This window comes from Campylobacter ureolyticus (assembly GCF_013372225.1).
GTDB classification, from domain to species: Bacteria; Campylobacterota; Campylobacteria; order Campylobacterales; family Campylobacteraceae; genus Campylobacter_B; species Campylobacter_B ureolyticus.
Window position 1 is genome coordinate 612,991 of sequence record NZ_CP053832.1, and the last position, 12,989, is coordinate 625,979.

General features: G+C 28.4%; 13 protein-coding genes. All 13 read right to left on the reverse strand.

The window, feature by feature from the left end:
• Positions 1-51: 51 nt before the first annotated feature.
• The gene (locus tag CURT_RS03155; protein ID WP_018713332.1) at positions 52-2,190 is read right to left on the reverse strand and encodes an AAA family ATPase; all 2,139 of its coding nucleotides are present in this window, start codon (positions 2,188-2,190) and stop codon (positions 52-54) included.
• Positions 2,191-2,209: 19 nt separating this feature from the next.
• A complete protein-coding gene (locus CURT_RS03160) occupies positions 2,210-2,521 on the reverse strand; it encodes an ATP-dependent Clp protease adaptor ClpS (RefSeq protein WP_026320335.1) in 312 nt (103 codons plus the stop codon).
• Positions 2,502-3,128, reverse strand: a complete 627-nt coding sequence (locus CURT_RS03165) for a thioredoxin domain-containing protein (RefSeq protein WP_018713334.1) — start codon at positions 3,126-3,128, stop codon at positions 2,502-2,504. Before CURT_RS03165 ends, CURT_RS03160 begins: the two co-directional genes overlap by 20 nt.
• A 13-nt stretch (positions 3,129-3,141) precedes the next feature.
• Entirely contained in the window at positions 3,142-3,606 is a 465-nt protein-coding gene (gene smpB, locus CURT_RS03170; protein ID WP_018713335.1) for an SsrA-binding protein SmpB, read from the reverse strand.
• 2 nt (positions 3,607-3,608) lie between these two features.
• Complete coding sequence (locus tag CURT_RS03175) at positions 3,609-4,373, reverse strand: 4-(cytidine 5'-diphospho)-2-C-methyl-D-erythritol kinase (RefSeq protein ID WP_018713336.1); 765 nt, start codon at positions 4,371-4,373, stop codon at positions 3,609-3,611.
• The gene (truB, locus tag CURT_RS03180; RefSeq protein ID WP_018713337.1) at positions 4,370-5,188 is read right to left on the reverse strand and encodes a tRNA pseudouridine(55) synthase TruB; all 819 of its coding nucleotides are present in this window, start codon (positions 5,186-5,188) and stop codon (positions 4,370-4,372) included. The genes CURT_RS03175 and truB overlap by 4 nt, the downstream gene beginning before the upstream one ends.
• Positions 5,185-7,242, reverse strand: a complete 2,058-nt coding sequence (locus tag CURT_RS03185) for an ATP-dependent helicase (protein WP_018713338.1) — start codon at positions 7,240-7,242, stop codon at positions 5,185-5,187. The genes truB and CURT_RS03185 overlap by 4 nt, the downstream gene beginning before the upstream one ends.
• 61 nt (positions 7,243-7,303) lie before the next feature.
• Positions 7,304-7,714, reverse strand: a complete 411-nt coding sequence (locus CURT_RS03190) for a hypothetical protein (RefSeq protein ID WP_018713339.1) — start codon at positions 7,712-7,714, stop codon at positions 7,304-7,306.
• Positions 7,715-7,723: 9 nt separating this feature from the next.
• Positions 7,724-9,418 carry a M3 family oligoendopeptidase gene (locus CURT_RS03195; RefSeq protein ID WP_018713340.1) on the reverse strand — a complete coding sequence of 565 codons (1,695 nt, stop codon included), beginning with the start codon at positions 9,416-9,418 and terminating at the stop codon, positions 7,724-7,726.
• A gap of 117 nt (positions 9,419-9,535) precedes the next feature.
• Positions 9,536-10,783 carry a serine/threonine transporter SstT gene (gene sstT / locus CURT_RS03200; RefSeq protein WP_018713341.1) on the reverse strand — a complete coding sequence of 416 codons (1,248 nt, stop codon included), beginning with the start codon at positions 10,781-10,783 and terminating at the stop codon, positions 9,536-9,538.
• 225 nt (positions 10,784-11,008) lie between these two features.
• The gene (locus CURT_RS03205) at positions 11,009-11,833 is read right to left on the reverse strand and encodes a methionine ABC transporter permease (RefSeq protein ID WP_255199041.1); all 825 of its coding nucleotides are present in this window, start codon (positions 11,831-11,833) and stop codon (positions 11,009-11,011) included.
• Complete coding sequence (locus CURT_RS03210) at positions 11,830-12,789, reverse strand: methionine ABC transporter ATP-binding protein (RefSeq protein ID WP_018713343.1); 960 nt, start codon at positions 12,787-12,789, stop codon at positions 11,830-11,832. The genes CURT_RS03205 and CURT_RS03210 overlap by 4 nt, the downstream gene beginning before the upstream one ends.
• A gap of 4 nt (positions 12,790-12,793) precedes the next feature.
• Positions 12,794-12,937 (reverse strand): hypothetical protein, encoded by a 144-nt coding sequence (locus CURT_RS03215; RefSeq protein WP_018713344.1) that lies wholly within the window; start codon positions 12,935-12,937, stop codon positions 12,794-12,796.
• Positions 12,938-12,989: the final 52 nt, after the last annotated feature.

A 12,989-nucleotide genomic window follows, 5' to 3' on the forward strand; every position in this document is an offset into this window, starting at 1 on the left:
TATATTTTTTAAGGCTGATAAAATTTAAAATATTTATCAGCTTTTTAATATTTAGTCTAAAAATTCAAACTCAAGTTCATTATTTACTGCATCAATTTTAACAATTCCACCATTTTTAAGTTTGCCAAACAAAACCTCTTTGCTTATTTCATCGCTTATTTTAGAAGTTATTATCCTTTTTAAGTTTCTTGCACCAAATTCCGGACTATATGAGATGTTTATTAAAAACTCTTTTGCCTCTTTTGATAAATCTATCTTAACATTTTTAAGCTTTTCTTCTAGTTCTTTAACTACTTTATCTACGATTTTTAGTAAAATTTCATTATTTAAGACATTAAAATTTATAACTTCATCTATTCTATTTCTAAACTCAGGCGAAAAGAAATCTCTTATCGCGGCATTTATTTTATAACTTTCATCTTTGGTAAAGCCCATTTGAGGGGCTTCTTTTGTTCCTAAATTCGAAGTCATTATAATAATTGTATTTTTAAAATCAGTTTTTTCGCCACTATTATCACTTAAAACTGCATTATCGAAAATTTGTAAAAATATATTTAATAAACTTTGATTTGCTTTTTCTACTTCATCAATTAAAATTACACTATAAGGATGTTTTTTAATACTATTTGTAAGAAGTCCACCTTCCTCAAATCCAATATATCCAGGAGGGGAGCCAATAAGTTTTGAAACACTGTGAGATTCCATATATTCACTCATATCAAATCTTTGAAAATTTACACCTAAATTTAGAGCAAGCTCTTTTGCTAGTTCACTTTTTCCAACACCACTACTTCCTGTAAATAAAAATACTCCTATTGGGCTGTTTTCATTTTTAAGCCCAGCATAAGATCTAAAAAGAGCATTGCAAAGTGCATTTATAGCTTCATCTTGTCCAAAAATTCTAGTTTTTAGTTTTTCATTTAAGTTTTTCAAAACTTCTGTATTATCTTCGCTTTTTACGATATTGCTTATATTTGCGTTTTTAGAAAGCGTTTCTATGATATCATCTTTTGTAACTTCATAGTCTTTTTTTTCAAGTAGTGAAAATTTAGCTCCAACTTCATCTATTAAATCAATTGCGCTATCAGGTAAGAATTTATCACTTTGGTATTTTTTTACTAAATTTATAGCTGTTTTTATAGTCTCATCGCTAAATTTAACATTGTGATGAGCTTCATATTTACTTTTTAAGCCTTGCAAGATTTTAAAAGTATCATCAATTGATGGTTCGTCGATATCGATTTTTGCAAAGCGTCTAAGAAGGGCTTTATCTTTACTAAAATTTCTAAACTCACTATAAGTTGTTGCTCCAATGCATGAAATTTCACCCTTTGAAAGAAGTGGTTTTAAGATATTTGCCATATCAAGGCTGCTGTTTCCTGCATCGCCAGTTCCAATAATAGTGTGAATTTCATCTATAAATAAAATAGCATCTTTATCTTTTTTTAGCTCATCCATAATATTTTTTAGACGCTCTTCAAAATCTCCTCTATATTTTGTTCCAGCTACTAAATCAGCACTATTTAAAGCATAAATTGTTTTGTTTTTAAGCTTATTTGGAACTTCACCATTTACTATTTTTAAAGCAATCCCTTCTACAATGGCAGTTTTTCCAACTCCAGCTTCGCCGACTAATATTGGATTGTTTTTCTTTCTTCTGCAAAGAGTTTGCATAGTTTGGGTTATCTCTTTTTGGCGTCCTATTAAAGGATCGATTTTTCCATTTTTTGCAAGCTCGTTTAAGTTAGATGTATATAACGCAAGTAAATTTTCTTTTTTATCATCCTTAGTTTCATTTTCTAAATTTTCATTAAAATTAAAAATATTATGATAGTTTAAAACCTTAGCGCAATCACCTTCTTTATCCTCTAAAAGTGTTTTGAAAAACTGCATAGCATCAAAATTAATATTTGAGTTGTTTGCTTTATTTAGTATAATTTCAAGTGAGTAGCTAAGAGTTGGTGCTAGGTTTGAGCTAACTTTTGGGTTTGCTTTTGTTATAACTTCTATATGCGTTATTAAATCATTTAAATTTGTATTTTTGCACTCATTTTTAATGAAATTTCTAAGTCCTTCATCATATTTTAAAATTATATATAAAAGGTGCATTGTTGTTATGTATTCGTGCGAATTACTTTTTGCATAATCACTTGCTTTTTGCAAATAGTATGTAAAAGTATAATCTATCATTTTTCTCTCTTTTTATTTATTATCTTTTTTCTTTTACTGTGCATTTTAGTGGGAAATTTGCCACTTTTGATGCCATTAAAACCTCATTTTGTTTTGTTAGGGCGATTTCTTTTGTGTATGTTCCACAAACTGCAAGTCCTTGGTTGTGAATTTTAAGCATCAAATTCACTGCCTCATCCGTGCTTTTATTAAAAATTTGCACGACGATATCAACTACAAAATCCATTGTTGTTTTATCATCATTGTGTAAAATCACATCATATAAAGTTGGAAAAAATAACTCTTTTTTATCTTTTGTTTCTACAACTTCATTAGTTTTTACTTCTTGCATTGTTAATTCTTTCAAAATCATCTTTTAAAACACTTGTGCTTATTGCACCATTGTAGTAGTATTCACCTGCTGGATTGTTGAAATTTGATAGCTTTTCAAGCTCTCCATTTTGGTTATACATAACTTTAAATGGCACTGTTAGGCTTCTTTGATAGTTTAAATCAGATAAAATTTGATTAATTATTTCCTCATTTGGGTTTTTATCGGAATTTGCTATAAAATAATATGCATTATATTTTTTAGTAAAATTTTCCATTATATACTCATCACTTACTTCTTCAAAATGAATTAGTCCAATCATCATAAAGTCATCTTTATTATTTAGTTGAAAATCCATTAAATGTGGAGCTTCTGTTTGGCAAGGCTTACAAAATGTTCCAAATATATCTATCATCAAAAGTTTATTTTCGCCATCAAGCTTAAAACCTTTTTTAGTTCTTACAATGGTTACTTCTTTTCCTAAAGTGTTTTTTAAAGTTATTTTTTCACCAACTTTAAAATAGCTTTTATTTTGAGATATTGAGATATTTTCTTGTTTTTGCTCTTTTTCATTTGAACAACCAAATATTAAAAATGCTGTCAGTAGTGTTAATAAATACTTTTTCATAATTTTTCCTTTTTTAAATTTTACCTTTTTTAAAATTTGCCATTGCCATTTTTGCCTCTTTATCGGCAGTTTTTCTCTTTAAAGTTTCTCTTTTATCATGCAAAGTTTTTCCTTTTGCAATAGCAATTTGAGCTTTTATTATATTTTTATTATTTAAATAAAGCAATAACGCAACTATTGTAAGCCCATCTTTTGTTACCATACCAAGAAGTTTATCGATTTGATATCTATGCATCAAAAGTTTTCTAGGAGCTTTTTCATCTGGCTTATAGTATGGATTTGTTGTATTTAAATGACTAATATGTGCATTTAGTAAAAAAAGCTCACCTTTTATAATTCTTACAAAGCTATCTTTAAGGTTTGCTCTGCCAGCTCTTAAAGCTTTTACTTCGCTGCCTTTTAGTGCGACACCAGCTTCAAATTTTTCTAAAATTTCATAGTCAAAAAAAGCTTTTTTGTTTTTTGCTAATACTTTCAAATTTATCCTTTTATCCTAAAATAACTGCTCCCACTCCCGCTTAAAAACTCATTTTCTTTTAACTTAAAATTTAGATTTATAGCTTGAAATGGAGCTAAAAGATCGTTTAGTTCATAATTTTTATATTTTTTTAAAATCTCTTTTGTTGATAGATTTTTTAATTTTTTGGCTAAATTTAAATCGATCTTATTCATAAAATCAGCTCTAAATTTAGCATAAATTTCAGGCGTTGAGGCAAAAATACTTGGTGTAAATACTTCTAAATTTGGAATATCATCATTAAAATTTTCTACTATTTCGCCAACGCCACTTACATTTGCACTTTCAAACTCAGTTATAAAAAAAGCCACATCGCTTCCAGTATTTTTTGAAATTTCGATTAACTCTTTTTTTGAAAAGTTTAAATTTAGGGTTTGATTTGTTAAATTTAAAAATGCCGCAGCATTTGAGCTGCCGCCCCCAAGTCCTGCACCCATCGGAATATTTTTTTCTAAAATCACCTTATGAGTTTTAAAAAAATCAGAAATTTTATCTTTAAATTTTGTTTTTAAAAGCTCTTTAAAAGCTTTATTTATAATATTTTCTCCATCAATTTTAATATTTGATATTATATCTAAATCTTCGCCGCTGTTTTGAAACTCTGACTTTTCAAAGCAAATTTTATCAAAAAGACTTTTATATAAGATAAAGCGTGATGAAATTTCGTGGTAATTTCCTCTTGTTCCGGTTATCTTTAAAAAAATATTAAGTTTTGCGTAACTTTTCAAATTTTTATCCTATTCCAAAGATATTTTACTTGGTTATTTTCTATCTGTACAATGGAGTAGAATTCGCCTAAATTTAGCAAATACTCACCATTATCTATAAATTTAAGATTTTTAAAATTTAGCTTTTTACCTAAAATCAGATCATTTAAATCGCCTAAATAAAAGTTTTCTTTTAAATTTAAATATTCAAATGGATTTAAAAATTTTTCATTTTCATATTTAAATTTTCCTTCACTTACTCTATTTAAAGCACTTAGGGTGATATCGCATCCAAGTTTTATACTAAAAAGTTCGGCATAACTTCTTATATAAGCTCCTTCGCTGACACTTAAAAGAATGGTTAAAAAAGGGTGTGAATAATTTATTATTTTAGACTCATAAATATTCATTTTACACTCTTTAAGTTCAAACTCTTCATCATTTCTAGCCATCTCATAGGCTCTTTTTCCATTAATTTTTTTAGCTGAAAACTTAGGCGGCGTGTATGTTAACTCTCCTTGTAAATTTTTTACTATCATTTCAATAATTGATTTATCAAATAAAGAGATATTTTTAATACTTTGTATATTCTCATTATCTAAACTTTTACTTTTTGCTCCAAGCCAAAGTGTTGCTTTATAAATTTTTGGAGTCTTATTTAAAAATCTAAAAAATTTTGTATAATCACCAAACGCAATTATCAAACTTCCACTTGCAAATGGATCTAGGGTGCCTGAAAAACCTGCTTTTTTAACGCCGTATTTTCTTTTTAATTTGCTAAGAAAAAAATTTGATGAAATTCCTATTGGCTTATTTGCAACAAATAAAGCATTCATACTACTTTTTCCACAAAACTCGATATTATATCTCTGTGAATCCCACCAAAATTTATACTAAGTTTGAGTTCATTTTTATATTCACCAACATTTGTAACGCGACCAATTCCAAAAAGTTTATGTTTTACTAAATCACCTTTTTTAAAATTAGTACTTTTTTCAAACACTAATGCGCTTTCACAAAGCCCAGCTTCACTTAAAAACCTACTTTTATCAAGATTTTGTCTTTTTCCTTTATAAAACCTTGAGTTAGAATAGCTTAAAGTTAGTGTTTTTTTAGCTCTTGTTATTGCCACATAAGCAAGTCTTCTTTCTTCTTCAATATCAGTGTGATCTCCAATTAAAGGGAAAAATCCCTCCTCCATCCCTATTACAAAAAGATGGTTAAATTCTAAGCCTTTGCTTGCGTGAACGCTCATTATACTAATGCCATCTTCACTTATGTTATCTTGCTCGCTTTGAAGACTTAGTTCGTTTAAAAACTCTTCTAGGTCAAAATTTGGTTCATTTACAAGTGCATCTTTAAGCATTGCTAAAAACTCATCGATATTGGCTATTTTATCATCACCTTCTGGGAGTTCTTTGTAAAATTCTTTAAGTTTAAAAGTTTCATCAAGTTCGTTAATAATATCATAAAAATTATCTTTTTCTTTTAGCTCTAAAATATCTTCATATAATTGTGTAAGCATTAATTGTGATTTTTTACCTAGATTTGAAGTATTATTTAAAGTTTCAAATAATGGTAAATTTTGATTTTTTGCAATATTTTCAAGTTTTTCAAGAGAAGCTGCACCAACGCCTCTTTTTGGGCGATTTATAATCCTTCTTAGTGAAAAATCATCATTTGGATTTAAAATAAGTCTTATATAGCTTATCATATCTTTTATCTCAGCTCTTTCATAAAACTTCATTCCGCCAACCATTTTATATGGAATTCTTGCTTTTGTTAAGCCATCTTCCAAAGCTCTTGATAGAGCATTTACTCTATATAAAACTGCGATATTTTTAAGCTCTTCGCCGCTGTTTATAAGTTTTTTTATAGCATTTGAAATTTTATTTGTTTCGTAGTTTTCATCTTCGCTTTCCATTAAAGTTACTTCTTCGCCTTTTTCTTTTGTTCCGATTAATTTTTTACCAAGGCGGTTTTGATTGCAGTCAATTAAGTTATTTGCTGTATTTAGTATATTTTGAGTGGAGCGATAGTTATTTTCAAGTTTTATTAAAGTAACATTTTTAAACTGGTCTTTGAAATTTAAAATATTTTCAACTCTTGCGCCACGCCAGCCATAAATGCTTTGATCATCATCTCCTACAACGCATAAATTTTCATGCATTAAACAAAGTTTTTCTAAAAGTTTAAATTGCAATTCGTTTGTATCTTGATACTCATCTACCATTATATATCTATATTTTTGTGAAATTTCTTCGCAAAGTGTTCTATTTTTAGCTAAAATTTTATATGGGAGTCCAAGTAAATCATCAAAATCAACTAAATTTTCATTTTTTAATGTATCCTCATACTCTTTATAAACTTTTGCAACTTTTTGATAAAATCCACTTTCTTTTTTAGCATAATCATTTATTAATGTTGAATTATTTAAAGCATCTTCAACGCTTACAAGAGAGTTTTTCATTTTTGAAATTTCATTTGCTAAAACCGAAGTTGATAGATCACTTTGAAATTTTTTAATGATTTTTTTCTTATCATCTGTATCAATTATGACAAAGTTGTTTTTTCTTTTTAACTCACTCATGTAAAATTTCAAAAATAAAAGTCCAAATTTATGAAATGTGCAAAGCAGTGGATAAGCATCAAGTTTTGTTTTATTTATAAGATTTAAGGCTCTATTTCTCATCTCAAGAGCTGCTTTATTTGTAAAAGTAAGTGTTAAGGTTGAGTCTACAGGAATTCCTTGAGATATAAGATATGCAAGGCGAGAAGTTATAGTTTTTGTTTTTCCACTTCCAGCTCCAGCTAAAATAAGCATTGCTCCATCAATGTGTGTTGCTGCTTTTTTTTGTTCTTCGTTAAGTCCTTGTAAAATACTTTGCAATGATTCCTCCATATATAAAACTTTCATTTTATCAAAAATAACTTACAATAAGGTTTTTTATCTATTTGCTTGAAAATATTTTTTTTGATTTTGCTCTTTTATCCTCTTCATCGTCTTTTTTTTCTTGAATTGATAGGTTTATAAAAATTGGTTGATTTTTTAAATTTATTTGTATTATGTCACTCAAAGGCACACTTAGAGTTGAGGCGAAATTTTCATTTCCAAAACCAGCTTCAAATATTAAAAAATCATCCTCTAAAAATGCACTTTCTAAAGTATAATTACCAAGTTCAAACATTATTAAATTTGAAAAATTATCACTTATTTCTTTTGGTAGCTCTGGGTTAAATTTAACATTTTTTAAATTTACAACTATGTTAAATCCACGATTTCTTTCAAGTAAATACTCTAGGCATTCTTTTGCATGATTTTTCATTAAATCAAAAAAAGCACTATCTTTTAAAATATTCATTTTAGCTCCTTAAATTTTTTTTACCAATTTTTCAACTTCATTTAGTCCTATTTGCCAAAACTCTTGACTATTTATATCAAGTTTAAACATCTCAACCATTTCTTTTGGACTTTTGCTACCACCAAGAGTTAAAAATTCAGTATAAATTTCTACAAAATTTTCACATTTTTTACTTTTATAAAGTCCAAATAAAGCTAAAACTAAAAGCTGAGCGTAAGAGTAGCTGTAGCAGTAAAACGGTGTGTGAATAAAATGTGGAATATAACTCCACCAAGATTTATAATATTCATTTAATTTTAGACTTTTTCCAAACATTTTGGCTGATTCTTCTAGCCAAATTTTATCCAATTCATCTTTGCTTAACTCACCTTCAAAATTATGAACTCTTCTTTCAAAAGTTGTAAAATTAATTTGCCTATAAAGTGTGGCAAAAATATCTTCAAGTTTTGAAGCAAGAAGAGAAATTTTATTGTTACTTTTTTGATAAATATAGTCAAATACAAGCATTTCGCAAAATACTGATGCTGTTTCAGCTGTGGTAAGTGGTGTGCTTGAGTTAAAATATCCGACTTTATAGGCTAAATATTGATGAATTGCATGACCAAGCTCGTGAGCAAGAGTAAAAAGATCTCTTTTTTTGTTTGTAAAATTTAGCATTACAAAAGGATGAACGCTACTTACTGCTGAGTGAGAAAATGCCCCGCTAGTTTTATTTTCATCAGGATAGACATCTATCCAGTTTTCATCAAAAGCTTTTTTTGCAATTTCTCCAAATTTAGGGCTAAATTCATTAAATGCTTTTAAAACTATTTTTTTAGATTCTTCAAAAGTTATTTCTTCATCACTTCGAATCGGAGCATATCTATCATAATCATACAGCTCTTCAAATCCTAAAATTTCACGCTTTTTTGCGTAATAATCAATAGATAAATCAAATCTTTTTTCAACTGCTTTTATTAAACTATCAACACTTTTTTTCTCAATTTGATTGTATAAATGCATCGAGCTTTCGCTAAATTTGTAGTTTCTTAGCTCTTTTTGAATGTTTAAATCGGTTTTTATCATATTATAAATATACGTCAAAAGATGAGAATTTGCATCTAAAGTTTTGCTAAGACTAAGTGCTGCATTTTTTCTTTTATTTCTATCTTGATCGCTTAAATAGCTTAGCAAAGTTTCAATTTTTATCTTTTTATCTTCAAAATCAAAATCCAAATTTGCCATTGTTTCATCGAAAAGTCTTGCAAAAGCACTGCTTCCAACAGGTGAAGTTTTAAGCAAAATCTTTTCCTCCAAAAGAGAGAGTTGATGAACTTTTTCTTTGCTTAAAAGCTCTAAGTGATATTTGTATTTTGGTGAGGCATTTATAAATTTATCTTTTTTAGTTTTTTCTAGGTTGTTAAACTCAATTTCAAAAAATAGTAAATTTTGTGAAATTTCATTACAAATTAGCTCACTACTTGCTAGATCTTTTCCTTTTGTGGTATCCTTAGCAAATGCAAGATATCGGTAAGTTAGTGCTTTTGATATATTTTCATTTATTTTTTCAAGAGTTTGTAAGGCATTTATAAATTCACTATTATCAAGTTTTTCTAAATTATCCTTATATGTTTTATTAAAAATTATGGCTTCATTTTTTATTTTTTTTATAAATTCATTAAACTCATTTTCGCTACTAAAAAACTCTTTTAAATTCCAATTCATATATTTCCCTTTTTAAATTTTATATATTTTAATATAAATTTGTTTAAAAAAAAGTAATTGTAAAAAAGTGAGTTTAAATTTTAAAATTAGTGGTCTAAACAACCACTAATTTTTTAGTTAATTTTTGGTATTATTTGTAGCTTCTGAGGCAACAGCTGTAAATAAAACATCAGTTGAGCTGTTGATTGCTGTTTCAACTGAGTCTTGGATAACGCCTATTATAAATCCAACAGCTATTACTTGCATAGCAATATCATTTGGTATATTAAACAAAGATGTTGCAAGAGGAATAAGCATAAGTGAGCCACCAGCTACTCCACCACATCCGCAAGCTCCAAGAGCTGAAACAAAACAAAGTAAAAGTGCAGTTCCAAAACTTACTTCAATTCCTAAAGTAAACACCGCTGAAAGTGTTAAAATAGCAATTACCACCGCAGCTCCAGCCATGTTAACATTTGCTCCAAGAGGAATTGTTATAGAGTAAAGCTCTTCATCAAGATCAAGCTTTCTACAAAGGTTTAAATTTACAGGTATGTTTGCAGCTGAGCTTCTTGTAAAAAATGCATATAAACCACTTTCTTTAAGGCAAGTAAATAAAAGTGGATAAGGGTTTTTCTTTAAAACAATTCCTGCTAAAAGTGGATTTGTTACAAAAGCAACAAAAGCCATAGCAGCAACTAAAACTATAACAAGTTTTAAATATCCCATTAAAGCTTCCCCACCAGCAGTTGCAACGCTATTTGCAACAAGACCCATAATACCAAAAGGAGCGAGTTGGATAATAAATTGAACTATTTTTGTGATCGCGATTGATAGGTCTTCAAATAAGCTTTTTGTAGCAGGACTTGCAAATTTAAGTGCTAAACCAAAGCCAATGGCCCAAGTTAAAATTCCAACATAATTTCCTGTTGCAAGAGCATTTACAGGATTATCAACCATTTTAAATAAAAGTCCTGATAAAACTTCTACCATGCTAGTTGGGGCTGAGCTTGCATCCACAGCTGTGACATCTAAAACCAGAGTTGTTGGAAACATAAAGCTTGCTATTACTCCAATGGCTGAGGCTAAAACAGTGCTTATTAGATAGAGGATTAAAACAAATTTAAGTCCTTTTGTGTTGCTAAAATTTCTAGTGATAAAAGAAGCAGATATTAGGATAAAAACTAAAATTGGAGCAACTGCTTTTAAAGCTCTTACAAATAAGCTTCCTAAGGTTCCAACAGCAGCAGCTAAGTTGTTTATAAAACCAGTATCGCTATTTTGAGCTAAAAAGCCAATTACCGCACCGATAAAAACACCGGCTAAAATTTTTATAATTAAATTTTTATCTTTATAGCTTTTTACAAGCTTTTGAAATGAAGACATAATTATTCCTTAAAATTTAAAATTATAACTATGAAAATATATCTAAATTTTGATAAAATAAGAGTTAAATTTTCATTTGAATAGAAAAATATTATATTATTTTTAAATTTTTAGTAAATTTATAACTTTTTTACACCTTTTTTATAATTTTTTGTAATAATATTTTAGACAAGAAATTATTTAAATAGTGTATTATTTAAATAATTTCGCATATTAAAAAATTTGTTATTTCTTAACTTTTTTATAAATATAGTTTCCAATCATTTGAAAAATCTGAACCATAACAATCAAAATTAATACTGTATAAAGCATAATATCATCATTAAATCTTTGAAATCCATATCTTAAAGCCACATCTCCAAGACCACCACCACCAAGCGTTCCAGCCATCGCAGAAAAACCAATAACAACAATTATTGTTAGTGTAAGTACATTAATTAAAGATGGAATTGCCTCAACTAGCATAACTTTAAAAACAATTTGCATTTTACTTGCACCATAGCTTTTTGCAGCTTCTATTACGCCATTATCAACTTCTATTAGAGCATTTTCTATAAGCCTTGCGATAAATGGTGCAGTTCCTATAGTAAGTGGAACGATAGCAGCGTTTGTGCCAATACTTGTGCCTATTATGAGTTTTACAAAAGGAAACAACACGATAATTAATATAATAAATGGAAAACTTCTAACAACATTTACTATAAAATCAAGCACAGCATAAACGTATCTATTTTCAATAAGTCCATTTTTTCTAGTAATTACTAAAATTATTGCTAGAATTAATCCAAAAATAGAAGCAAAAACTGTAGCTGTTATACTCATATAAATGGTCTGCCACGAAGCATTTAGCAAAATGCTTATCCAAATTTGATAGTTTTTATTTCCTAAAAGTTCTTTTAAATTTTGGCTTAAATTTGTAAAAATTCCTTCAAAAAATGGATTTTCTTTAAAAAACATATTATCAATAGTTACAAAAATGGTATCACCTACAAAAAATGGATAGATAAAAAATAATCCTAAAAATAGTAAAAATAAAATTAATTTTTTCATTCTATTATCTCCCATAAAACACCAGTTTTTTTAATAAAGTTTATAACTTTTTCTTTATCTTTTGGCTCTATATTTATAACCAAGTGTCCAAGCACGAGTTCGCTTAATTGCTCAATTTTTCCCCAAACGATATTAAAATTTAAGTCAAGCTCACGTGCCATTTGTGTGATAACACACTCAAAAGCAACTTCTTTTGGAAAGTAAAGTGCTATGTTTATACCATCTTGTGGAAGGACCATTTCCTCGCCCAAAAATTCACGCATATTTTTATCAGGCTTTAAAAACAGTTCGTGAATTTCGCCTTGATTTGTAATTATACCATTGCTTAAAAGAACAGCTTTGTTAGCGATACTTTTTACAACTTCCATTTCGTGAGTAACTAAAACTATAGTAATGCCAAATTCTTTATTAATACGCTTTAAAAGGGCTAAAATTTGTTTTGTTATACTTGGATCAAGTGCCGAAGTAGCCTCATCTGAGAGTAAAATTTTTGGATTTAGCGCTAAAGCTCTTGCAATAGCAACTCGTTGTTTTTGTCCGCCAGAAAGTGCTGCTGGATAAAAATCTTTTTTATCGTTAAGCCCCACGATTTCTAAAAGTTCATCAACTCTTTTTTTAGTATAGTTTCTATCATAACCCCAAAAATTTAGAGGTGTTGCAACATTTTCAAAAACAGTTTTTCTACTCATTAAGGCAAAATTTTGAAAAATCATACCAATTTCTTTTCTAAGTTCTCTTAATTTTTTGCCTTTTACATCTTTTATCTCTACGCCATCAACTTTTAAGCTTCCACTTTGGTAGTCTTCAAGTCCATTTATGCAGCGAAGTAGGGTGCTTTTGCCAGCACCACTATGTCCAACAAGACCAAAAATTTCACCTTTTTTAATGTTAAAATTTATATCTTTTAGCACAAGTGTGCTGCCATAACTTTTGCTTAAATTTTTAACTTCTATCATGTTTTTATTTTGTTATAAAATAGTAAATTACATAAATCCAACTTAAAAAGCCATGTACTATCGCCCATAAAATGCTTTTATTTGCACTCCATGAAAGTGCCACTGCTATAACTGTTCCAAGGCTAAAACCACCAATAATACCTTGCATAATTTCTCCTTTATTTTTTTTAAATATAAAATAGACCGCCAATACAAGAAAA